21 protein-coding genes are annotated in these 22,063 nt (G+C 66.6%); 10 read left to right on the top strand and 11 right to left on the bottom strand.

Going from position 1 to position 22,063, the window contains the following annotated elements:
• Window positions 1-4 precede the first annotated feature (4 nt).
• The 7 genes from ACIPSE_RS46160 to ACIPSE_RS46130 all read left to right on the top strand — a co-directional run bounded on the left by ACIPSE_RS46160 (window position 5) and on the right by ACIPSE_RS46130 (window position 6,418).
• Complete coding sequence (locus ACIPSE_RS46160) at window positions 5-316, top strand: bifunctional 3-phenylpropionate/cinnamic acid dioxygenase ferredoxin subunit (protein WP_401675998.1); 312 nt, start codon at window positions 5-7, stop codon at window positions 314-316.
• Window positions 317-361: 45 nt separating this feature from the next.
• On the top strand, window positions 362-1,501 hold the full coding sequence (locus ACIPSE_RS46155) for a hypothetical protein (RefSeq protein ID WP_401675996.1): 1,140 nt from the start codon (window positions 362-364) through the stop codon (window positions 1,499-1,501).
• Window positions 1,502-1,591: 90 nt separating this feature from the next.
• The gene (locus tag ACIPSE_RS46150; protein WP_401675994.1) at window positions 1,592-2,161 is read left to right on the top strand and encodes a 3-phenylpropionate/cinnamic acid dioxygenase subunit beta; all 570 of its coding nucleotides are present in this window, start codon (window positions 1,592-1,594) and stop codon (window positions 2,159-2,161) included.
• Window positions 2,162-2,235: 74 nt separating this feature from the next.
• A complete protein-coding gene (locus ACIPSE_RS46145) occupies window positions 2,236-2,916 on the top strand; it encodes a putative quinol monooxygenase (protein ID WP_401675992.1) in 681 nt (226 codons plus the stop codon).
• Window positions 2,904-3,923, top strand: a complete 1,020-nt coding sequence (locus ACIPSE_RS46140; RefSeq protein WP_401675990.1) for an alpha/beta fold hydrolase — start codon at window positions 2,904-2,906, stop codon at window positions 3,921-3,923. The genes ACIPSE_RS46145 and ACIPSE_RS46140 overlap by 13 nt, the downstream gene beginning before the upstream one ends.
• Before the next feature lie 175 nt (window positions 3,924-4,098).
• The gene (locus ACIPSE_RS46135; RefSeq protein WP_401675988.1) at window positions 4,099-5,523 is read left to right on the top strand and encodes an MFS transporter; all 1,425 of its coding nucleotides are present in this window, start codon (window positions 4,099-4,101) and stop codon (window positions 5,521-5,523) included.
• 334 nt (window positions 5,524-5,857) lie between these two features.
• The gene (locus tag ACIPSE_RS46130) at window positions 5,858-6,418 is read left to right on the top strand and encodes a hypothetical protein (RefSeq protein ID WP_401675986.1); all 561 of its coding nucleotides are present in this window, start codon (window positions 5,858-5,860) and stop codon (window positions 6,416-6,418) included.
• Between the two features lie 261 nt (window positions 6,419-6,679).
• On the opposite strand, the gene kdgD is transcribed toward ACIPSE_RS46130, so the two are convergent.
• Complete coding sequence (gene kdgD, locus ACIPSE_RS46125) at window positions 6,680-7,606, bottom strand: 5-dehydro-4-deoxyglucarate dehydratase (RefSeq protein WP_401676038.1); 927 nt, start codon at window positions 7,604-7,606, stop codon at window positions 6,680-6,682.
• A gap of 180 nt (window positions 7,607-7,786) precedes the next feature.
• The gene (locus ACIPSE_RS46120) at window positions 7,787-8,950 is read right to left on the bottom strand and encodes a mandelate racemase/muconate lactonizing enzyme family protein (protein ID WP_401676036.1); all 1,164 of its coding nucleotides are present in this window, start codon (window positions 8,948-8,950) and stop codon (window positions 7,787-7,789) included.
• A 239-nt stretch (window positions 8,951-9,189) separates the two neighbouring features.
• On the opposite strand from ACIPSE_RS46120, the gene ACIPSE_RS46115 reads away from it, so the two are divergent.
• A complete protein-coding gene (locus ACIPSE_RS46115; protein WP_401675984.1) occupies window positions 9,190-10,068 on the top strand; it encodes a LysR substrate-binding domain-containing protein in 879 nt (292 codons plus the stop codon).
• A gap of 220 nt (window positions 10,069-10,288) precedes the next feature.
• Here the strand turns inward: ACIPSE_RS46115 and ACIPSE_RS46110 are convergent, their stop codons facing one another.
• The 8 genes from ACIPSE_RS46110 to ACIPSE_RS46075 form a co-directional block, all read right to left on the bottom strand.
• A complete protein-coding gene (locus ACIPSE_RS46110) occupies window positions 10,289-11,296 on the bottom strand; it encodes a LacI family DNA-binding transcriptional regulator (protein WP_401675982.1) in 1,008 nt (335 codons plus the stop codon).
• A 137-nt stretch (window positions 11,297-11,433) separates the two neighbouring features.
• Window positions 11,434-12,189 (bottom strand): cupin domain-containing protein, encoded by a 756-nt coding sequence (locus tag ACIPSE_RS46105; RefSeq protein WP_401675980.1) that lies wholly within the window; start codon window positions 12,187-12,189, stop codon window positions 11,434-11,436.
• On the bottom strand, window positions 12,186-13,109 hold the full coding sequence (locus ACIPSE_RS46100; protein WP_401675978.1) for a PmoA family protein: 924 nt from the start codon (window positions 13,107-13,109) through the stop codon (window positions 12,186-12,188). Before ACIPSE_RS46100 ends, ACIPSE_RS46105 begins: the two co-directional genes overlap by 4 nt.
• Window positions 13,102-14,229 carry a Gfo/Idh/MocA family protein gene (locus tag ACIPSE_RS46095; RefSeq protein ID WP_401675976.1) on the bottom strand — a complete coding sequence of 376 codons (1,128 nt, stop codon included), beginning with the start codon at window positions 14,227-14,229 and terminating at the stop codon, window positions 13,102-13,104. Before ACIPSE_RS46095 ends, ACIPSE_RS46100 begins: the two co-directional genes overlap by 8 nt.
• A gap of 64 nt (window positions 14,230-14,293) precedes the next feature.
• Window positions 14,294-15,607: a Gfo/Idh/MocA family protein gene (locus ACIPSE_RS46090; RefSeq protein ID WP_401675974.1), complete on the bottom strand. Its 1,314-nt coding sequence runs from the start codon at window positions 15,605-15,607 to the stop codon at window positions 14,294-14,296.
• A gap of 11 nt (window positions 15,608-15,618) precedes the next feature.
• Complete coding sequence (locus tag ACIPSE_RS46085; protein ID WP_401675972.1) at window positions 15,619-16,215, bottom strand: hypothetical protein; 597 nt, start codon at window positions 16,213-16,215, stop codon at window positions 15,619-15,621.
• A gap of 8 nt (window positions 16,216-16,223) precedes the next feature.
• Entirely contained in the window at window positions 16,224-17,096 is an 873-nt protein-coding gene (locus ACIPSE_RS46080; RefSeq protein ID WP_401675970.1) for a carbohydrate ABC transporter permease, read from the bottom strand.
• Complete coding sequence (locus ACIPSE_RS46075) at window positions 17,093-18,049, bottom strand: carbohydrate ABC transporter permease (protein ID WP_401675968.1); 957 nt, start codon at window positions 18,047-18,049, stop codon at window positions 17,093-17,095. The genes ACIPSE_RS46080 and ACIPSE_RS46075 overlap by 4 nt, the downstream gene beginning before the upstream one ends.
• 252 nt (window positions 18,050-18,301) lie before the next feature.
• Between ACIPSE_RS46075 and ACIPSE_RS46070 the strand changes: the two genes are divergently transcribed.
• Both ACIPSE_RS46070 and ACIPSE_RS46065 read left to right on the top strand, forming a co-directional pair.
• On the top strand, window positions 18,302-19,624 hold the full coding sequence (locus ACIPSE_RS46070) for an ABC transporter substrate-binding protein (RefSeq protein WP_401675966.1): 1,323 nt from the start codon (window positions 18,302-18,304) through the stop codon (window positions 19,622-19,624).
• Between the two features lie 40 nt (window positions 19,625-19,664).
• Entirely contained in the window at window positions 19,665-20,990 is a 1,326-nt protein-coding gene (locus tag ACIPSE_RS46065; RefSeq protein ID WP_401675964.1) for an enolase C-terminal domain-like protein, read from the top strand.
• Between the two features lie 155 nt (window positions 20,991-21,145).
• Here ACIPSE_RS46065 and ACIPSE_RS46060 read toward each other — a convergent pair whose 3' ends face one another.
• A complete protein-coding gene (locus ACIPSE_RS46060) occupies window positions 21,146-21,475 on the bottom strand; it encodes an Lsr2 family protein (protein ID WP_401675962.1) in 330 nt (109 codons plus the stop codon).
• Between the last annotated feature and the right edge of the window lie 588 nt (window positions 21,476-22,063).

The raw sequence follows: 22,063 nt of genomic DNA, 5'->3' as shown, positions 1-22,063 counted from the left end.
GTCCATGGGATTGACCAAGGTCTGCGAAGTCGGCGATGTACCCGAGGACGAAGGATTCAAGGCGGACACGCTCCCCGTGATCGCGGTGTTCAGGGTCGAAGGGGAGTTCTACGCGATCGACGACACCTGCAGCCACGGACAGTCCTCCCTGGCCGAGGGCTATGTCGAGGGGTGTGAAGTCGAGTGCGCTTGGCACATGGCGCGTTTCGACGTCCGGACGGGCAAAGCGATGTGTCTGCCGGCGACAACCGACCTGCGGACCTATCCGGTCACCGTCGTTGACGGAGGCATCTACGTAGACCTTCCCGACGAATAGGCCGGTCACCACCCGAGCACGGGACGCGAGACAAAAGGGAAAAGCATGGCGGACATCATAGAGATCGACAGGCTGTACTCCATCGGAGTCGTCGTGACCAGCCTTGAGGAAGCGACGCTCAAATACGCGGAGATCTTCGGCATCGATGCATGGGACGTCCGTGAGTTCGGTGCGGACAGGCTGACAGAGAGCAGGTCCTACGGACGCCCCACCACACCCTTCTTCCGAACGGCCACCGGCACCACGACGCCTCCTGCGGGCGGAAAGGGCGTCGAACCTCTGGGCAATCCGACCGTACCGGTCACCTTCGAGCTCATCCAGCCGTTGCGGGGTGAGAGCCCTTTCCAGGAGTTTCGCTTCGTCAGGCGTCAGGGAGTCAGCCACCTCACCGTGGCGGTACGCAGTGCGGACGCGTTCGAGACCTTGCGTACCGCCATGGCCGGCAAAGGCATTCTGCTGGCGGCGTCGATGACAGTTGACGGTGCGCTCGAACGGCATTTCTTCGACACACGGCGGGCACTCGGGGGCTACCTCGTCGAAGTCCAGGTCCCCCTGCAACCGAGTGCGCAGACGACGGTCGAGGTAACCGAGCGCTGGCACCACGGCGACCGCTACCGGCGGCCCGGTGGGGTGGGCCCGATCGTTGTTGGAGGCGTCAACCATGTCGGCGTGGTGGTCGACGACCTCATGACGAGCCTCAAGCAGTACCACGAGATTCTCGGTGTCCCCGCGTGGAACATACGCAACTGGCGGACCGAACCGGGACTGCTCGAAGAGCCGTACTACCGGGGAGAACAGGTCAACCACGAGTACTTCACCGGCCGCTCGCCGGTCGTCTCCGACTTCGGGTTCGAGATCATCCAGCCGACTCTCGGTCCCAGCCACTACAACCGGGAGTTCCGCGACCGGTGGGGACCCGGGCTGCATCACATGCTGCTCACCGTGGGCGCCGACGTCGAAGACTGGGACCGCACCAGGCATTGGCTCGCCTCCATCAACGTTCCACTCGCCATGGGCGCGGATCTGAACGAGGGCGCCGGTCATTTCTGCTACTACGACACTGCAGACGCCCTGGGCGGATTCATTCTGGAGGCCGCGCTCATTCGCCGGATGCCGGACCCGTCGTCCCCGCCCACGCCGCCCGAGTACGTGGTCGACTTCTCCACGGAGAAGCTTCTTTCCTGACGTCAGGCAGCGCTCATCCATGTCCTGAGCGGCCCTCCGTCTTCAACGGCCCTTCGCTGAGGTGTCCCCAGCGAGCTGAGGAGAAGAGAAGTGACAACACATTCGCCCATCACACCGGCTCCCGGAGCGAAAAGCTCAACCACATCGGTCTCGCTGGAAGTTCAGCGCGACATCGAGCAGTTCCTCTTCGAAGAGGCCGATGTCCTGGACGCCTGGCAGTTCCGGGACTGGCTCGGGATGCTCGCTGAGGACATTCACTACTGGGCACCGGTCCGAACCAACAGGACCTATCGCGAGCGCGCCCTGGAGATCGCCGCCCCCGGCGAATCGGCGTACTTCGACGAGGACTTCGAGGAACTCAAGCAGCGTGTGGACCGGCTCTACACCCGCATGGCCTGGGCCGAGGACCCGCCCTCGCGCACCCGCAAACTGGTGACCAACATCCGCGTGGCGGAGACCGACGATCCGGCGGTATTCACCGTCCGGTCCTCTTTCATCAATCACCGCAGCCGGGCCGAACGCGACCAGGACTACATCGTGGGCCGGCGCGACGACATCATCCGCCGGGCGCACAACGGATTCGGCTTCGAGATCGCGAAGCGCACCGTGCTCTTCGACGTCGCGGTTCTCACCGTAAAGAACCTCAGCAACTTCTACTGACCGATACGGGAGATGGGAAACGACCTGTGTCCAACCTACGGATAATCCACAGCTTCACGGAGCCCGCCGCAGACGTGGCCGACCTGACACAGCAGGTCTCCGAACTGCGTCTGTTGTCCGAGGTGGCAGAGGCAGAGGTGTACACCTCCCTCGACGCTCCGGAACGGGTTGTGGTCGTACAGCTCTGGACCGACCAACAGGCCTATGGGACGTACTGGCTCTCCGGTGACCGGGACGACAAGAAGGACCCTCTGCGTCGGTGTGCCGCCGAAGGAGATCAGGACAGGACAGGATCCGAGTTCTACCTGCACCAGCAGTTCCGCAAGGACGGAATGTGGCTGGCCGAATCACTGCACGGCTCGACGCCCGCGATCTCGTGGCCCGGACGCGGAGCAGTCCGTGTGTTCGCTCAGGGCGCTCTGCCGGACCCGGTTGCGGCCCGGCCAGCGCTCCTCGCGAACTCGGTCGCCGCCCTGCGTGAACCAGGGTGCCTGCAGTTCGAATGGTTCCAGGGGACCGAGTTCGCCCAGGACTGCCTCCTGCTGGAGCTCTGGTCCGACCAGCAGCACTACGACCGCCACTGGCGGCTGCGGATGCAGACCGGGTCGAGCCCCGCGTCAGGTCCCGTGGCTGACCGCGGCACCGGTTCCAGCGGCATGGAGTTCTACCGGCACGAACCCTTCGTCCATCTCTACGACCGATGGCTGCCCGCGGACCCGAACCAGTGGTCCGACACCGTGGCATGGCCGTCTTGAAAGGGGCAGTTGCGATGGCACTCACCGATGAAGGCGTCATCAGAGTCGACGGCTTCGCGAGCCGCTGGGTGCGGCTGCCCGGAGGTGTGAAGGCCCACTACATGACGGCCGGCGACGAAGGGCCCGCGGTCGTGCTGCTGCACGGCGGCCTGATGGGCTCGTCCGGTGCCGCCGGCTGGCAGCATCTGGCTCCGGAACTCGGCCGCAAAGGCTTCCGCGTGTACTGCCCGGACCTCCCGTCCTTCGGACTGACCGAGGATCGGACGGGCTATTACGAGCCGGGCATCCAGGGACACGTCGACTTCGTCCACGACTTCACCTCCGCGCTGTGCCTGGACCGATTCCATCTGGCGGGAAACTCAGCCGGGTGCCTGGCCACGGTCCAGTACGTCGTCGCCCACCCCGACCGCGTGCTGCGCTTCGCTCTCATCGCCGGCCGGGTCGGCGACCTGGTCAGCATGGAGGAGTACATCGCGGTCCGGGAGGAGACCGGCTTCCAACCGGTGCAGCTGGCCGGGATCTTCGACGGCACAGCAGAGTCCATGGAGAAGCTGCTGAGAGCGATCACCCACCGTCAGGGCTCCATCAGCTCCGACCTGCTGGAGATGCGCACCCTGGCAGCGAACACGCACCAGGAGGCGTACGGGAAGCACATGGAAGCGTCCTTCGCCGCGGCGCGCGGTGGTGACCAGGACACGAACAACGCGGTTCGCCTGAGCACCAAAGGCAGGCTGGACCGGATCACGATTCCGGCGATCTACCTCTACGGACAGGACGACGTGATGCAGCCGGTGGAGGACGGCTACCTGCAGGAAAAGGCACTGCCCAATATCCAGTTCTTCTACCCTGCCAACTGCGGCCATCAGGGGCAGAGCGACCAGCCGGAGATCTTCACGCAGGTGTTCGCCGAGTTCTTCGGCACGGGCGAGGTCACCAGGAGCACCGCAGACCGGGCCGGCGTTTCCAAGAACAGGCCCGAGCTGCATTCCGTGGTCCAACAGGTCTGATCAGGGTCGACCACACGATCCGAGCCTAGCCCCGACCCGTGCTCTCCCCCGCGTTCGGTCCGGACAAGGCTCTTCTCGCGTCACGACGCTGGCCGTCGACGCTGCCATTGGACACGGACCATAAGTCTCTTATCCACCGGGCAACGCCGACTCTCGACATGCTCTGGGAGCTGCCATGCACGCACCGTCCGAGGACGGCACCTCGGTCACCGACCGCGACGACCTCAAGCCGCGGGGCCGCGCGTTCTCGTGGCGGTTCACCACTCCGCTCTTCATCGGATCAGCACTCAACCCGGTCAACAGTGCGCTGATCGCCACCGCGCTGCTGCCCATCGCACATGGCATCGACGTACCGGTCGGCGAGACCGCAGCACTGGTGACCGCTCTCTACCTCGCCAGCGCCATCGCGCAACCGACCGCTGGCAAGGCCGCCGAAGTACTCGGTCCGCGCCGGGTGTTCCTCACTGGCATCATCCTGGTAGCCGTCGGAGGGCTGATCGGCGGATGCGCCACCAACCTGGTGACGCTTCTGGGCAGCCGCGTCCTGATCGGTCTGGGCACCTCCTGCGCCTACCCGACCGCCATGCTCCTCATCCGACGGCGGGCCCGCGACGCAGGGCTGGAGAAGCCGCCAGGCAGTGTGCTGGGCGGGCTTCAGATAGCCGGTATCGGCACCGCGGCTCTCGGACTGCCGGTCGGCGGTCTACTCGTCGGGACTCTCGGCTGGCGCTCAGTGTTCTTCGTCAACGTGCCAGCAGCGCTCCTCGCGCTCGCGACGACTCTTCTGTGGGTCGCCCCCGACGATGCGCTCGAGCGCCCCTTCCCCTGGCGTACGTTGGCGGCGCGATTCGATGTCGGTGGCATCGCCGGGTTCGCCGCGGCGATGATCGCGCTCCTGCTGTTCCTGTTCTCCCTCCCCACTGCGCACTGGTTTCTGCTGGGCCTGTCCGCCGTCCTGTGGGTCGCACTGGTGCTGTGGGAGCTGCGCGCCACCTCCCCCCTGCTCGACCTACGGATGCTCGCCGCCAACAGACCGCTCTCCAGAACCTATCTCCGATTCGGCCTGGCCCTGTTGTGTCAGTACGTGGTGCTGTACGGCATCACGCAGTGGCTCGACGGCGCGCGGGGCCAGAGCGAGACGCAGGCTGGTCTGATGCTGCTGCCGATGACACTGGTCTCCGGCCTGACCATCGTGCCCGTCTCACGACGCAACCTCGTCCGCGGGCCGGTCATCGCCGCGGCGATCGCCTGCGTCATCGGCTCGGCGGGGATGCTCTTCCTGACTTCATCCGCCTGGATCGGCTGGGTCGTGGCCATCACGGTCTGCTTCGGCCTGGTGGTGGGCCTAACCGGTGCGGGCAATCAGACCGCACTGTATGCGCAGGCACCCGCCGAGCAACTCGGCACCGCCTCCGGGCTCCTGCGTTCTTCCGGTTACGTCGGCTCGATCGCCTCGTCGGCCGTGATCGGGCTGGCCTTCCAGACGAGCGTCAGCGACTCAGGTCTCCACCTGATCGCTTGGATCATGCTCGGCAGCAGCCTGCTCTTGCTGCTGCTCTCCGCCCTCGACCGTTCGCTTCCCCGCAGGATCGTCGAATAGGACCCGATCCAGGGAGCTGTGGTCTCGGGACGACGGTCCGAACTCAATGCACGGCGAGCTGAGTTCGGGAGAGTGAGGGGTACGTGACGTCAGTTCCTCGACTCGGCACCCACGCAGCGGCGACCACCGCGGTCCTGGCGGCATACGAGCATCTGGGCCGCGCGCCGCAGGAGGGTCACGCCCCTCCACTCAAGGACCTTGCGCTGGTCCGCGGCCATGCGGCAGCAACGCTCTGGGACTGTTCCGCGGCGCGGCCCGCGAAGCAGCTGACGCTGCTGTGGCCCTGTGTACGCGGATGACGGAGAGCAAGGGAACGGCACGGTAGGGCATTTCCTTGGCCGAAGGACACCGCAAGGCCGGAGTCACTCACAGCAGAACCGGACAACGCGAACAAGCCGAGGCAAGCTATCGAGAAGGCCTCGCAGCAACCCGCCACCCCGATTACCCCGCCTCTGCGGCCAGTTCCATGGTCGCGGCCTCCTTCCTGAGAGAACTGGCGGTTCCGCGCGGCCACAGCGGCACACGGAACGAGGAACGCTACCTGTGCACACAGGCTCTGGACCGGCTGACCGAGCCGGAGGATTCCGAGCAGGCGGAGATACGGATGCACACCCGGTACGCGCTCGCCGACCTCTTCTACGACGAAGGCCTGTTACGGCAGGCATTTGCCGCAGAGAAGGAGAACTTCTCCGAAGTCGAGGCTGCCGTGCACCGAGGAGTTCTGGACGAGGAGCGACTCGCCGACGCGGCCTACCAGGTCGCTCTGGACGCCACAGACAGCGGCGACCTCGCCGGTGCAGTCGAGGCCGGTGATACCACCGTACGGATCTACCGTCGCCTCACCGAGGCGGGCCTCGGCACCACGCAGCCAGCCGTCCCTCGTGACTGGGCATGAGCCTCGCCCGCCTCGGGCGGCTGACGGAAGCAGAGGAGCAGTTCACCTGGGCGCGAACTCACCCGGGTGGCCAGCAGCCGGTCAATGAGGACGGACTCGTGCCTCGCCCTGGCCCCTACCGTGCACGAGGTCGGCGAGGGCTGTCCGGTGCAGGCGTCGAGGGCCGCGTTTCGACGCCCACACCGGTGGGATGTCTTCCGGCCGGACGGGCTGAGGAGACGGTATTGCCAGACAGTGGCGTCTTTCTGTGCGGGAAGCCGGTCAGACGGTGCGGGCAGGCAGGTTGCGGATCAGTGCGGCGAGTTCGTCCTGTTCCGGTGTGGTGAGGTCAGTCAGCGGGGGCCGGACGGGACCTGCGCTGCGGCCGGTGGCGGTCATGCCGGCCTTGACGATGCTGACGGCGTAGCCGGATTGGCGGTTTCGGATCGCTGTGTAGGGGAGCACGAAGTCGGTGAGCATGCGGGTGACGTCACCGTGGCGGCGCTCCCGGACCGCAGCGTAGAAGTCGAGCGCGAACTCGGGCAGGAAGTTGAAGATGGCCGAGGAATACGTCGTGACGCCGAGCTCAAGGTAGGGAAGGGCGAAGGTCTCGGCCGTGGGCAGACCGCCGATGTAGGTCAGCCGTTCACCCAGCTGTGTGTAGATGCGCGTCATGGTGTCGATGTCGCCGACACCGTCCTTGTAGCCGATGAGGTTGGGGCAGGTCTCGGCGAGGCGGGCGACGGTGTCGGCGGAGTAGACGGCGTTGGCTCGGCTGTAGACGACGACGCCAAGCGAGGTGGAGCGGCAGACCGCCTCGACGTGGCGGGCGAGTCCTTCCTGCCCGGCTTCGGTGAGGTATGGCGGGAAGAGCAGAATGCCGTCCGCGCCGGCGCGTTCGGCGGCAACGGCGTACTCCGTCGCCGTTACGGTGCCGTATCCGGCCGGCGCCAGGATGGGAGTGTCGTCCGGGGCGCTGTCTGCCGCTGCTGTGACGACGGCTTCGACTTCGGTGGGCGTGAGGGAGAAGAACTCGCCGGTGCCACCCGCGGCGAAGAGGCCGCCGACGTCGTACTTGGCCAATCTGACGATGTTGTCCCTGTAGGCGCTGTCATCGAAGGACAGGTCATCCTTGAAGTGTGTCACGGGGAAGGAGAGCAGTCCGGAGCCGAGTCGGGTACGCAGGTCGGCCGGGGTGTAGAACGTCATGGGGTGGGCGCTCCTGGTAATCACGAGGTCAGAGGAAGTGGCTGCATAAGGCACATGGCCGAGCTGAGCGGCCAATGCCCGCAGAGGACGGTGGATGCGGGCACGGCCGTCCATTACGGCGGTGCCTGTGCCCGGACACGGCGGCGGTCGCGATGCGAGCGTTGGGCCCGTAGGCTGCGGTCAGGGGCGGGAGCCGACCTCGTGTTGAGTGAGAGTCCAAGCCCGGACCTGGTCGCTGAGGGTGAAGCCGAGGCCCGGCCGGGAGGAGACGTACATTCGTCCATCGCGGATCTTCAAGCGCTCGTTGAACAGGGGCTCCAGCCAGTCGAAGTGCTCCACCCAGGGTTCGATCGGGTAGGCCGCGGCCAGATGGAGATGGATCTCCATGGCAAAGTGCGGGGCGAGTTGGAACTGGTGGTGCTCGGCAAGTGCGGCGAGCTTGAGGAACTGAGTGATACCGCCGATGCGGGGGGCGTCAGGCTGGATGATGTCGGCAGCGTTATGCCGAATGAGTTCCGCGTGCTCCGCGACGCTGGCCAGCATCTCGCCGGTGGCGACCGGGGTGTCCAGGGATGCGGCCAGCGCGGCATGTCCCTGGGTGTCATATGCGTCGAGAGGCTCTTCGATCCAGACCAGGTCGAACTCTTCCAGGGCTCGACCCATGCGCTGGGCGGTGGGTCGGTCCCACTGCTGGTTGGCGTCGACCATCAGCGGAACAGCGTCGCCGATGTGCTCACGCACCGCGGCGAGGCGCTTCAGGTCGAACTTGCCGTCAGGGTGGCCGACCTTGATCTTGATGCCGCCGATGCCATGGCCCAGCGAGGCGGAAGAGTTGTCCAGGACCTGTTCGGTAGGGCTGTGCAGGAAACCGCCGGAGGTGTTGTAACAGCGCACCGAGTCCCGGTGGGCGCCCAAGAGCTTGGCGAGGGGCAGCCCAGCGCGCTTGGCTTTCAGATCCCACAGGGCAACGTCGAAGGCGGCGATGGCCTGCGTGGCCAAACCGCTGCGGCCAACTGAGGCGCCCGCCCACACAAGCTGGGTCCAGATCTTTCCGATGTCACTGGGGTCTTCACCGATGAGGTTCTCGGCGATCTCCCGGGCATGGGCGAACTGACCGGGGCCACCAGCCCGCTTGGAATAGCTGAAGCCGACCCCTTCGTGCCCCTGCTCGGTGGTGATCTCCACGAAGAGGAAGGCCACCTCCGTCATCGGCTTCTGCCGGCCGGTGAGTACCTTGGCGTCGCTGACCGGTGTCGCCAGCGGCAGCGCCACTGAGGAAAGACGAAGCCAGGCGATGCGGTCGATCGTGGCGTCACCTGCGGCATGCGTGGGCTGGTTCGTCATGGTCACCAGATCGTGTCCCTAGGGTCGGTGCGTGAGAGCGTGCAGCCCTTTGAGGCCGCGAGAGGACCGGCTGTCGGCCGCGTGGTCGTCCCATGGCACGTATTTCCGTGACGGTCCGCCCAGACCGTCATGGCGTAGTGCGCGGCAAGAAGGGCGCCGTCGAATACGTGCGACGCTACGTGCGCGATTAATTTACGTCCAACATAAATTTTAGATGTATCCATACAAGGAGTGCATCAGTGTTCACGATGACCCAGCTCACCTGCTTCGTGGCCGTAGCGGAAGAACTGCACTTCACTCGGGCTGCAGAGCGCCTGCGTATGACACAGCCGCCACTGAGCCGACAGATCCAGCTCCTCGAAGCCGAACTGAAGGTGAAGCTCCTCGACCGCACCAACCGCACCGTACGGATGACGCCGGCCGGCCGCGCCTTCCTCTCGGAAGCCCGGCGCATCATGCGCCAGGCGGAACACGCGACTCTCACAGTGCGGCAGGTCTCCGCGGGGGAGGCAGGATCAATCGCTGTCGGCTTCACCGCCGTCGGCGCCTATTCCGCACTGGGCGGACTACTGGAAGCCGCGCGCAGCGCACTGCCTGGGGTGGAGATCCATCTCCAGGAGTTGGTCACCAGGGATCAGCTCGAAGCCCTCAGCGAGGGCTCCCTGGACCTCGGTCTCATCCGCCCCTCCGCGGTCGGCGCCGACCTCACGGCCCGCAATGCCGTACGCGAAGGGCTGCTGGCCGCGCTTCCGGCGGACCACCCGCTGGCGGCACGCGAAGGCGTCATCAACCTGTCAGACCTCGACGGTCAGGACTTCTTGATGTACTCGCCCGTGGAAGCCCGCTACTTCCATGAACTGCTCCTGGCCACATTTCGCAGCGCGGACGTGCGGCCAGTGTTCACCCAGTACCTCAGCCAGGTCCACAGCATCCTCGCCCTGGTGAACACAGGCTGGGGCATGGCACTCGTGCCCGAAGCCGCAGTACAGATGCGTCACACCGGTGTCGTCTACCGGCCAGTGGACATGCCCGGCCAGTCCCGACCAGTCGAGCTGGACTACGTATGGCGGAGAATGAACGACAATCCGGCGCTGACTGCCTTGCTCCAACATCTGTGACCCCATACACCGCTCCCCCGCCCGGTCTGCAGGTGCGGCAACCAGTCGTCACACCCTTTGCAGCCGACTGCAGGACCGGTTCGGCTGCTCGTAGAGGCGTACGGCCCTGTTCTGTGTCGAGCGGTCTGTAGAACCCTGCACGGTCCCGCCCGAACGGACCGTGCGACCGGCCGTCCAGCGTCCTGCGCCGCTACGAACCGTGCATCCCGCTCTCCACTGCCTAATCCCGTTCGATCGGGCCGGTGGAACCGCGCACCACTAGGTGGGTCGGGAGGACCCGCTGCACTGGCTCGGAGGGCTCCTCCCCTGCCGGTGTGCCCAGGATCCGGAAGAGCAGATCGACGGCGGCGCGAGCCGCATGTGCCTTGGGGACGTGAATGGTGGTCAGGGGCGGGGCTGCCATACCTGCGAGGGCAATGTCGTCACACCCGGTCACACTCATTTCGTCCGGGACCCGCACACCTCGTGCGGTGAACCTGCTTATGAGGCCGAAGGCGACGATGTCGTTGAACGCCACCACCGCCGTGGCGCCCGAAGCCAGCACAACATCAGCGGCACCAGTAATTCCGCCGTCGAAGTGCGGAGCGACGCTGCCGACATGAACGATCTCGACGTTGTGCGCGGCAGCCATCTCGTCGATGCCCGCTGTGCGCTCCTGGGCTGTCCATGTGCTGCGCGGTCCGCCGACATACGCGATCCGTCGGTGGCCGAGGGCGTGGAGGTGGCGCAAAGCGTCGGCGATGCCTTCGGCCATGTCGGCAGTGACGCTGGGAAAGCCCGGCTCCTTGCGGTGCAGTAGCACCACCGGTTTGGACGTCAAGCGGTGAAGAGAGCCCAACTCCTCGGCGCTGAGGTGGGGCGCACAGAGAATGATCCCATCGACCTCTGGTGTCATCGTCCGGATCGCGTCCAGTTCAAGGCCCTCGTCGCGTTCGGCATCGCTGACGAATACGGCGTGCCCAAGGCCACGAGCCCTGGCCTGTACGCCTTTGCAGATGTCCGCGAAGAAGGGGTTCAGCAGATCGGGCACGATCACCCCGATGTGGCCGGTGCGTCCGGTGATAAGCCCTCGTGCCGCCCGGTTGGGCTGGTAGCCGAGGTCCTCGGCGGCCGCCTGGACCCGCTCGCGGGTGGCCGCGCTGACCGTACCGTCGGGGTCCAGCGCCCGGGAGACCGTGGAGGGCGAGACCCCGGCTGCTCTAGCAACTTCTCGAATTGTCACCTGCACGTGCCGAGACTGGCATTCTCCCTGCTGAGCGTCAACGCGCCCCTCGGACTCAGTGCCCTTCGGCAGCGGTCGCGGTGCCGTTTCCGGGGACGTGGCTGTCCCTGTTCCTGGCGGCTCTGCCCCCGGAGCTTCGTCCCTCATGCGGACTGCGGCCCGCCCGCTCGACGCAACGAGTCGTACGCGTGCAACAGGCCGCACATGCCAAGGCTCTGCGTGTCCGGCCGGCCGATGCTGCTCACCGTGGCCCGCGTCAGATAGCTGTGGTCACCCCGGCTCAAGGCATCGATCTGGCGCAGCGAGTCTTGCGCCGCTGCGAGGGCCCCATCGGTGACGGTCTGGGTCCATTCACGCAGCCGTGGCGTGACAAGCCCGGCGGCGGCGGCGTGGAAGTCGGCGAGCGGCTGCCGGTTGCCGCGGTCCCACTGCCGGGCCAGTTCGGTGAAGCCCTCAACGGCCAGGTCTCGTCGGGCCCGGGCCCGTCCCGGGTCGGGATCGCCGTTCGCACCGAGCACGGAGGCCGTGCTGGCGTAACGCTCGTGGGTGAGGTACTGCGGCGGGAACGTCATCACTGCGTCGCCCGCCTCGGGCAGCCCGCTGTTCTGCATGACGACGATCACCCGCAGGTCACCGTCGTTTACGGCGCGGTGGATGGTGCCAGGAGTGAACCAGACAACGTCGCCCGCGGACAGGTCGTGGACGGCGTGCTCGTCATGGTTGAGGGTCTCCAGGCGCCCTTGGCCGCCGACGACCACGTACCCCTCCGTGCAGGTGAGGTGCAGATGGGGCGAGCCTCCATGCAGCCCGTCGGCCGTGGGCCAGGGATAGACCTCCAGACCGCTCAGCCCAACGGAACCGGGGAAGGCGGGTCGAGGGGTGGGGGATGCGAGGTTCACAGCGCGTGCCTTTCCGCAATCGCCTCGGTCTCGGCCCGGTCCAGCACTCGGTCGACAAACACGAACCGGTGGCTGAGGGTCAAGGTCTCTCCGGACAGGAGCCGTATCTCCTCGTAGAAGGCGGGGGACGGGTTGAGCGCGGCGAACTGCGTGCTGCGTGCGAACCAGGTCAGAGAGGGAGCCGCGCTGCTGGTGCCCGCGCAGGCGATGACGGTGGCTCCGCCATCAATGTCGTCGTGCTCCGAGGTGACAGCGGCCCATCCGGCGGCCCTGCCCATGAGGTCGTCTCCGCCCTGGCCGTCGGCGGCGAACAGCTCCGCGCCGGTCCAGGCTCGCGGCCCGCGCCAGAATAGCCCGGTGTAACCGGCCGCCGGGCGGCCGTGGGTGGTGGGACTGCCCAGGTCCAGTTCGGTGTCCCGGACGTTGGTGAGTTCCGTGGTGAAGTCCAGGGCCCACAGGCCTGCGGCGGTGTCGGCACTGTGGAAGCGGACGGTGCGTGTCTCGTCGAGCCACTTCTCACCGTGGGAGGCCACCCAGTCGAGGGTTTCGGTGACGGTCAGGTCGCTCGCGCTCGCCGCATGGTCCGCGAAGTCACGGTGGAACTGATGGCCGTGGTTGTCACCCCAGACATAGCCGGTGCCGGGTGCTCCGGCGCGGAAGGTCGGACCGCCCCAGAAGTTCTGGCCGCTGACGTGGGACAGGGTCATCTGCAGTCCCTTATGCCAGCGGTGGTCCCAGGGCCGGTAGACGGTCAGCGGCGCCCCGGTCAAGGTACGCAGGGGGTGGAAGTAGGGCTTGGGCGACTCCTCGGCCGGGGCGTCGGGCCGGTACACGTAGGTGGCGACGTCCGTGTCTGCGACGGAGACGGTGTACGCGGTGGCCGCTTCGTCGTGGCGGATCCGGAAGGAGGTGTCAGACATGGTGGGCTTCCTTGTCTCCGGTGGACCTCGTGGTGGCCGGTTTCCCGCTCATGGAGTGGTAGTAGGGGTTGTCGGGGGTGAGGTCGTCCGGGGTGACGGGCTGGCCGGTGTCCGCCGACTGGTACAGCGCGGCAACGAGGGCCAGTGCTCGGCGTCCGTCCGTCCCGCTGGCGGCGGGGCGTTCACAGGCCCGCAACGAGGCCAGCAGTGCGCGCAACTGCGCGGTGTGCGAGCTGGGTTCGTCGTTGTCAGGTGCGCCGAGGTCGGCTGGTGAAGCGCCATGCCGGTGGGGTGCGGGAGTCCACGTCCAGTGGGAGTTGTCGTAGCCGTAGAGGTGGTTGAGCTCCACGGTCGCCTCGGAGAAGTCGAAGCGCAGGTAGCTGACCTCGCGCGGGGACAGGACACTGTTGACGACGGAGACCAGGGCGCCGTTCGCGAAGCGGACGGTGGCCATGGAAACGTCCTCGGTCTCGATGGCGCGGTCCAGTGTCGCGGTGTGGGCGCGGACCTCAGTCCATTCGCCGAGCAGGGACAGCATGAGGTCCATCTGGTGGATTCCGTGTCCCATGGACGGGCCGCCACCTTCGGTGGCCCACCGGCCGCGCCACTCGACGTCGTAGTAGGCGGCGTCCCGGTACCAGAGGGTGTGGCAGATGCCGACCAGCGGGCGGCCAAGTCCACCGGTGGTCACCTGCTCGCGCAGAGCACGGGCGCCGGAGCCGAACCGGTGCTGGAAGACGTAGGACACGTAAGGTCCGGCAGGGCCCTCGTGGGCGCTCGTCTCGTCGTACTCGGCGAGCGACAGGGCCGGTGGCTTCTCGCACCACACGGAGACTCCGGCGTCGAGCGCAGTGACGATCGCCTCCTGGTGGGCGGACGGGGGTGTGCACACAATGAGCAGGTCGGGGCGGGCTTCGGCCAGCACTTCGGGTACCGATCCGTAAGCGTGGGGCACGTCCCAGCGTGCGGCGACCGCACGGGCGCGGTCGAGGTCAACGTCGACAACGGCGACGGTGGTCGCTTCGCCGCCCTGGGCCCGGACGGCAGGCAGATGGGCGGCTTCAGCGATGCCTCCGGCACCGACTACGGCCACCCGTACGGGCGATGCTTTCTCGGTCATGAGGTGCTTTCGCGTGTCGGCTCCGGAGTCCGGAGGGTGTGACGGGTGAGGGCAGCGAGGGTGTTCACAGGTCGAGGAGGTCCTCGGTGCGCACAGGTAGGCCGGTGGTGAACGAGACGTTGGCGGCGAGCCCGGTGACGAGGGAACGTGCGCCGTCCATGGCGTCGGCTGCCCGGCCGAACGGGTCGGCGGTGGCAGGCCCGAAGAGATCAGCGAGCATGCGCACGTCGCCGCCGCCGTGGCCTCCTTCCTCCACGGAGACGTCGAGGGTGAGCGGGGGTTCCCAGAAGCGCCGCAGCAGCAGTTCCGTCCGGCCTGTACTGTCGCCGACCGCCTCGCCGTGCATCACCGCGGTGTCGCCCTGGATCCGCGCCTCCGGCTGGACCCAGGTGGACTCCTCCACAAGGAGTTCCAGGCGGCCCTCGCTGCCGTTGAACGTGACCCGGTACCCCTCCCACGGGGAGTAGGCGGTGAGGTGATAGCTGAGCGTGGCGCCGGAGGTGTAGCGGACCAGGACGGCCATGTCGTCCTCGATGGTGACGCCGGGCGCGAAGACGTTCTGGTCGCGGTGGTAGCCGTCGGCGCCCTCGGCGTCGAGGTACAGGGCAGTCAGCACGGGCGAGTCGGCCAGCCGTACCGCGAACGGGTCGCTGCTGGCCTCGGGTGATCCGTGGGCTCGGGCGTAGTCGTGGGCCAGCCCTCTGCGGGTGCCAGCCCGGTCGCCGTAGAAAAAGAGGTCACCGAGAGCGTAGACGCTCTCGGGTTCGGTACCGAGCCACCAGTTGACCAGGTCGAAGTGGTGGGTGGCCTTGTGGACCATCAGGCCGCCGGAGTTGCTCTTCTCTCGGTGCCAGCGGCGGAAGTAGTCGGCTCCGTGCCGCAGGTCGAGGAGCCATTCGAAGTGGACGGAGCCGACTTCTCCGATACGGCCGTCGGCAATGGCCTCGCGAACGGCAGTGTGCACGGGGTTGTATCGGTAGTTGAAGGCGACCCGCACGTCTCTGCCGGTGCGCCGTTGGGCGTCGAGGATGCGTCGGGCCCGGTCCGCGTCCGTGGTCATCGGCTTCTCCGTGACCACGTCGCATCCGGCTTCGAGAGCCTCGACGATGTAGTGGTCGTGGGTGCGGTCCACTGTGCACACCACGACGGTGTCGACGCGTTCGGTCTTCAGCATCCGGGTGAAGTCCTCGGCCGCGTACGAGGGCACGGACGTCCCCAGCCACTCGTTGTGCACCGCCATGCGGTGAGGGTTGACGTCACAGAACCCGACGAGGTCGTAGCGGTCGGCGTACGGACCGGTGAGTGCCTCGGTGAAGAGCCTGGCGCGTGCACCCAGTCCCACCACGGCGGCTCGTCGGCGTACGGCTTCGGAAGGCATGAGAACTCCGATCAGCGTGAGGAGGATGCCGTAGTGGCAGTCCGTCGGGAAAGAGGCCGGCCGACGCTCAGAGGACGCCAGGCGTCGGCGGCAGTCGCGGCGAGGGCGAGGGGGCCCAGGAGGATCACGATCAAGACCGGCGACATGGCAAGGAGCGCGGCCACCGCCGCGCACGCCCCGGCCAGCAAGACGAGGACCAGCGGCTGCTGCGGGACGGAACGGAACGCCGCGGCCACGGTGAGCCGCCAGGGCGTGCCCTCGCGCCAGCCGGCGGCGCACCGCAGCAGCAGCGCCGCCGCGAGGGTCCCAGCGAGAACGAAAGGAAGGCCCGTGCCACCGTGGGCCTCAAGGATCACCGCGTCCAGCCAGAGCAGGGTGAGGAGCAGCGTGGGGGCTAGCAGGACGACGGGGCCGGAGCGCAGGACCCGGCGTAGGGCGGCCAGCAGTGTGGCCGGGGTGACGCCGGGGCCACCGTGGGCCAGTTCCCGCAGGGCCGCGCAGCCGGCGGTGAGGGCAGCGAAGGCCGTCACCAGGGGCAGCGAGCAGAGCAGGAGCAGGACACCGAGGAGGAGGCAGTCGGCGAACAGCTGGAATCGGGGACTCCGCACGACGACACCTAGCCCTTCAATCCGGAGGTCTGCACGCCCTCGACCAGCAGGCGCTGGAATGCGAGGAAGAAGAGCAGTACTGGGATGAGCGCCAGCACCGACATGGCGAACATGGGGCCGAACGCGGCGTCGCCGGACTGGTCGACGAATGTGCGCAACCCCAGTTGCAGCGTGTAGGTGTCGGGGTCGGCCAGGTACATCAGCTGCGGCAGGAAGTCGTTCCAGCTCCAGATGAACGAGAAGATCGTCGTGGTGACAAGGGCAGGCTTGAGCAGGGGCATGATCACGTGCCAGAACGTGCGGTAGGGGCCGCAGCCGTCGATCAGGGCCGCCTCGTCCAGTTCCCTGGGCAGGGAGCGGATGAACTGCACGATGAGGAAGACGAAGAATGCCTCGGTGGCTAGGAACTTCGGCAGGATCAGCGGCAGGTAGGTGCCGACCATGCCGAGTTTCTGGAAGATGATGTACTGCGGGATGAGCACGACGTGCATAGGCAGCATCAAGGTGCCGATCATCAGGCCGAAGTAGATACCCCGGCCCCGGAAGCGCAGCCGGGCGAAGGCGTACGCGGTGATGGAGCAGGCGACAACGTTGCCAACGACCGTGGCCAGCGAGATGAAAAGGGAGTTGCCGAACAGCCGCCACAGCGAGATGCCGCTCACGCCGTCGACGGCGTTGGCGTAGTTGTCCGGGGTGAACGCCTTCGGGACAGGACTGAGGTTGGAGATGATCTCGGTGCCCGATTTGACCGAGGCCGTCAGCAGCCACAGCACGGGATAGAGCAGGACCAGCCCGATGGCCAGACAGGTGACGTGCCAGAGCACGGTGCGCAGCGAGCGGTGCCGGGGTGCGGCGGGGGCGGCCGCCGTAGTCGTCGTCACGAGGCGTCCTCCTGTGCGTAGTAGACCCACTTGCGGGAGGTGCGGAAGACGACATAGGTGACCGAGGACACCACGGCGAGCAGGACCCAGGCCATGGCGGACGCGTAGCCCATGTGGAAATTGGTGAACGCCTGCTCATACAGATAAAGCGAGTAGAGCAACGTCGAGTCGGATGGGCCACCGGTGCCGCCGCTGATGACGAAGGCCGAGGTGAACGACTGGAAGGAGTGGATGATCTCCATGACCAGGTTGAAGAAGAGCACCGGTGTCAGCATCGGCAGGGTGATCGAGAAGAAGGTCCGGGCCCGGCTCGCGCCGTCCAGCGACGCGGCCTCGTAGAGTTCCCGGGGGATCTGCTTCAGGCCGGCCAGGAAGATGACCATGGGCGCGCCGAACTGCCAGACGGTCAGTGTGATCAGCGGGTAGAGGGCGAAGTCCGGGTTGTCGGTGAAGCCGCCGACGTCGATCCCGAAGAGGGATAGGCCCCGGTCGGTGAGCCCGTCGGTGGCGAACAAGGACCGCCACACCAGGGCGACGCTGACACTCGCGCCGAGCAGGGATGGCGCGTAGAAGGCGGCTCTGTACAGCCCCACGCCGCGGCTTGCGCGGTTGAGGAGCACCGCCACGGCGAGCGCGGCGGCGAGCTTGAGCGGGGCACCGATGAGGACGTACTGGAGGGTGACGCCGATGGACGACAGGAAGCGGTCGTCTTCCAGCATGTAACGGTAGTTGGCCAGTCCCACCCATTTGGGTGCGGTGAACAGGCCGTAGTCGGTGAAGGACAGGTAGAGCGAGGCGAGCATCGGGCCCAGGGTGAGGGCGATCATGCCGATCAGCCAGGGTGCGAGGAAGACATGCGCCGCGAGACCTTGGGAGCGGCGCCGGGCGGGACGGTCGGCAGGGTCGCCTTGCCGGGGTGACACGGGGCGAGGCGGTGCAGTCGCCTGGGCCATCGTGGAGTACTCCTCTCCATCGAGGATGGATGACGGCGGCAACGTTTGCATGCGATCGTCAATGCCGCAAGGGGCTGCAGTGAGCCGATTTTTACCGGACCCTCCAGGTCGGCACCGTTGACGCGGGACTCCTTTCGGCCGTACCTTCCAGGCCAGCCGCAACAGAGTGGCAACGTTTGCAGCCTGATGGGCTCCTTCCGGAGCCACCTTGTTCCCCCCGAGCCGCCCGAACCACCGAGCGAAGGGCCACCGATGTCCCCCAAGCACCGCTCCGCCGCCTCGTCCGTACCGCCCCGAGGCCCTTCACGCCGCCGGATCCTCGCCTCACTGGGCGCTCTCGGCCTGGGTGCCGCCGCCACCGGCTGCGGCACCGGTTCATCCGGCGCTGCGGACAGCCAGATCACGCTCAGCTTCCAGTGGTGGGGCGGCGACGCCCGCAACCTCGCCACCCGCAAGGCCGTCCAGCTCTTCGAGAAGGCTCACCCAGAGATCAAGGTGGAGACCTCCTTCAGCGGCATCCACCCCTACTTTCAGCGGCTCGCCACCCAGGTCGCCGCGGGCACCGGCCCCGACGTCCTACAGATGGACTACTACCAGCTGCGCGACTACGCAGCTAACGGGCTGATCGCTAACCTCGGCGGGTCCGAGTTCTCCCGCATCCGCCTCAACGGCGTTCCCAAGGCATACGTTGAGGACAATCGCGTCGACGGCAAACTGTGGGCGGTACCAACCGGACTGATCACACAAGCCCTGCTGGTCGACCCCGTCATCTGGAATAAGGCCGGCGGACTACCCAAACCTGGCTGGACCTGGGACAACCTCGTGGAGGACGTGGCACCCGCGCTGCGCAAGGCATCCCCCGACCGCGCCCCGCTCACAGACTTCGGCGGCTACAGCGAGACCTTCAACGTCTGGCTCATCCAGCACGGCAAATCCATGTATCGGGCGGACGGCTCCCTTGGCTTCACCAAGTCCGACCTGCTGAAGTTCTGGACCCTGACCGCACGCCTGCGTGACGAGCGCGTCTTCACCGAACCCTCCGTCACCGCCTCCTACGACGGCTCACCCGCGAGCTCCCCACTGGTACGCCACCTGACGACGGCCGAGTTCAACCTGACTTCCAGCGCCGCGCCGTACTTCAGCAGCTACGGCGAACTGGCCGCCGTCCCGTTCCCGACCGTGTCCTCCGGGGCCCCGCTCGGGCTGACGGTGGGCGCGGGCATGATGTGCGTCCGGCAGAGCAGCGCCCACAAGCGAGAGGCCGCCCTTCTGCTGGACTTCCTGCTCAACGACCCCGCTGCCGGGTCTGCTCTCGGTGTGGTCCGCGGGCTACCGCCCAACCGCACCACCATGAACCGGATCGCGTCGGGCCTGGAGGGCGGCGACCGTCTGGTCTACGAATACGTCTCCGCTCTGGAGAGCCGCTTCTCAAAGAACCCCATGCCGCCCTCGGGCTCCTCCGAGGACAAGGACGAGTTCAAGCGGGTCAACGAGGATGTCCTGTTCGGCAAGGGCATCGCCGATGCCGCAGCCGAGATGTTCGAGAAGTTCAACACCACCGTTCCCCAGGGCTGAGACCACCACCGGACAGGATTCAGTCAGGAGATCCCTGCACATGCTCATCCGTGAACTCCGCCTCACCCCGATCGCCTTCACCGACCCTCCTCTGCTCAATGCCGACGGCATCCATCAGCCGCACGTGCTGCGCGCCGTCCTCGAACTCGTTGTCGACGACGGCAAGGGCGGGCAGGTGACCGGGCTCGGCGAGTGCGCCGGCCACGCCTGGCAGCTGGACTGGCTGGAGCTGGTCGGCTCCCGGCTGCCCGGCACCGGCGTCTTCGACACCGAGCGGCTGCGGCAGTTCGTGCACCATCTGCTCTCCGGCCGGGCGGACGGCGTCGACATCGGCCCCGAGGCTTCCTGGCGCTGCTGGTCCGACCGGGCCGATCCCCCCGAGTCGCGAGGCCCGGCCCCCCTGCCGGCTCCGGCCTTCGACATAGGCCGGGTGTACTCCGCGCTGGAGGTCGCCTGTCTGGACGCCCAGGGACAGCTGACCGGGGTGCCCGTGGTTGATCTACTCGGAGGGCGCGTTCGGGACTCCGTGCCCTTCAGCGGCTATCTGTTCTACAAATGGGCCAGTCACCCAGACATGACTCCGGACCCCTGGGGCGAGGCGCTCACCCCCGAGGGGATCGTCGCCCAAGCTCGCCGGATGGTGGACCAGTACGGTTTCCGATCACTGAAGCTCAAGGGTGGAGTCTTCGCGCCGGAGGAGGAGATCGCAGCGATCCGCGCACTGCGGGAGGCGTTCCCGGGTATGCCGCTGCGCCTGGACCCGAACGCCGTGTGGGACCTGTCCACCGCGCTGAAAGCGGCGAGGGAACTCGAAGGGCTGCTGGAGTATCTGGAGGACCCCGTGGCCGGGGTACGGGACATGGCCGCCGTCGCCGCGCACACCAGCCTTCCGCTGGCCACCAACATGTGTGTGACCTCGCTGCCAGATGTGCGAGCCGCCGTGGACCTGAATGCCCTGCGTATCGTTCTGGGCGACCACCACATCTGGGGCGGGCTACGGGCTTCGGTCGCCCTGGGGGACGTGTGCACTGCCGTGGGCTGGGAGCTGTCCATGCATTCCAACTCCCACCTCGGAATCAGTCTCGCCGCCATGACCCATGCATCGGCGGCCACTCGGGCGCTGAGCCACGCCTGCGATACCCACTACCCGTGGAACGCCGAGGACGACGTCGTCGTCCCCGGCGGGCTTGAGTTCGTTGGCGGCTCTGTGGCGGTCCCCCGCAGACCGGGACTCGGTGTCGAGTTGGACCGAACCGTTCTGGAACGGCTGCACAGGACGTATCTGTCGCTGGGGCGCGAACACCGAAACGATCGTTCCTACCTCCGTGAGCTGCGGGGGCGGTATGGCTCGGACGCTCCTTCGTGAGCAGCAGAACTGGAAGCCGCGCGAGCTCATCTTGCAAATCCGTCAGACATCAATCTCTCATGAACGTCAGAGTTCACCTTGCGGCGTAAGACAGGGGGCCGGACCGCCAATGAATCTCCAGCACCCTGCCTCTGACCTGAACGCAATGTCAAAGGTCAGTGAGCGGCTTCATACTTCTCGATGACATCCCGGGCTACCCGACCACGAGCATTCACGTCGATGCCCTGGCTCTGGGCCCACTCGCGAACCTTCACCGGATCTGGCCCCGCAACCCCCTTCTTCCCGCCTCCGCGGCGGGAACCGCCCCCTACCTTGCGTCCCACCTGGACGAACGGCCCCAGGGCATCCAGCAACTTCTGATAACTGTCAGGATTCAGATCAACTTCGTAATTGACACCATCAAGGCAAAACGCATGGGTGGCGATGTCCTCACCCTCGGTACCGGTCAGGTCATCGGTATAGACGGTCACAATGCGCTGAGCCATAGCAGCGTCCTCTTGTTAGAGAGGGGTACAAGCAGCTTAATACTAAACATGGTGCAGCTCTCAAACAAAGCGCTAGTCACGCCCCGCCTGAACAGCACTGAGGACCACCACTCGACGCACCACGATCGGACTCATTAACCGATACTTTCGCTTCTCATCATCAGCAGCAGAGTTGGATGAACCTCTCGGCGTGAGCAGCAAGGTAGCGCACCTACACCTCGCGCTTCGCCCTGCAGTGCTCATGCCGGTCTTTGCGCTCCCTCGCCAACACATGAACTTGAGGGACCGAAGGGACCAAGCTTCCGGTGAAGGCATGGTCGATATCACGCTTGCCCGTGAGGCTGTCTGGCCACGGTGCTCAAGGAGCAGCGAGTCTGGAGCAAGGCGTCAACGTATGAGCTGTGCACCCGTTAGACACTGCAGACCCCGCCCGAGAACATATGTCACATTATTGGGGGAACGGTGCCTTCCGAGCCCTTCCCGTGGGAACGTGAGTGCGGTCCCGCCTCCAGATGGGTGGGCCGGACACGGCGGCCGGGGAGTCCGCCGGGAATCGGGGGAACCATGCTTCAGATCGGCGACCAGAAA

Origin of the sequence: Streptomyces sp. NPDC090106 (genome assembly GCF_044747265.1) — a bacterium.
GTDB lineage: Bacteria > Actinomycetota > Actinomycetes > Streptomycetales > Streptomycetaceae > Streptomyces.
This window is presented reverse-complemented; position numbering and strand designations above follow the sequence as displayed.

Bases quoted from the DNA above. Each gene is read 5' to 3' on its own strand.
- ACIPSE_RS46095 (WP_401675976.1), bottom strand. From the start codon at position 14,229: ATGACCGAGAAAGCATCGCCCGTACGGGTGGCCGTAGTCGGTGCCGGA.
- ACIPSE_RS46120 (WP_401676036.1), bottom strand. From the start codon at position 8,950: ATGACGAACCAGCCCACGCATGCCGCAGGTGACGCCACGATCGACCGC.
- ACIPSE_RS46100 (WP_401675978.1), bottom strand. From the start codon at position 13,109: ATGTCTGACACCTCCTTCCGGATCCGCCACGACGAAGCGGCCACCGCG.
- kdgD (WP_401676038.1), bottom strand. From the start codon at position 7,606: ATGACGTTCTACACCCCGGCCGACCTGCGTACCCGACTCGGCTCCGGA.
- ACIPSE_RS46065 (WP_401675964.1), top strand. From the start codon at position 19,665: ATGCTCATCCGTGAACTCCGCCTCACCCCGATCGCCTTCACCGACCCT.
- ACIPSE_RS46060 (WP_401675962.1), bottom strand. From the start codon at position 21,475: ATGGCTCAGCGCATTGTGACCGTCTATACCGATGACCTGACCGGTACC.
- ACIPSE_RS46090 (WP_401675974.1), bottom strand. From the start codon at position 15,607: ATGCCTTCCGAAGCCGTACGCCGACGAGCCGCCGTGGTGGGACTGGGT.
- ACIPSE_RS46075 (WP_401675968.1), bottom strand. From the start codon at position 18,049: ATGGCCCAGGCGACTGCACCGCCTCGCCCCGTGTCACCCCGGCAAGGC.
- ACIPSE_RS46070 (WP_401675966.1), top strand. From the start codon at position 18,302: ATGTCCCCCAAGCACCGCTCCGCCGCCTCGTCCGTACCGCCCCGAGGC.
- ACIPSE_RS46135 (WP_401675988.1), top strand. From the start codon at position 4,099: ATGCACGCACCGTCCGAGGACGGCACCTCGGTCACCGACCGCGACGAC.
- ACIPSE_RS46155 (WP_401675996.1), top strand. From the start codon at position 362: ATGGCGGACATCATAGAGATCGACAGGCTGTACTCCATCGGAGTCGTC.
- ACIPSE_RS46140 (WP_401675990.1), top strand. From the start codon at position 2,904: ATGGCCGTCTTGAAAGGGGCAGTTGCGATGGCACTCACCGATGAAGGC.
- ACIPSE_RS46160 (WP_401675998.1), top strand. From the start codon at position 5: ATGGGATTGACCAAGGTCTGCGAAGTCGGCGATGTACCCGAGGACGAA.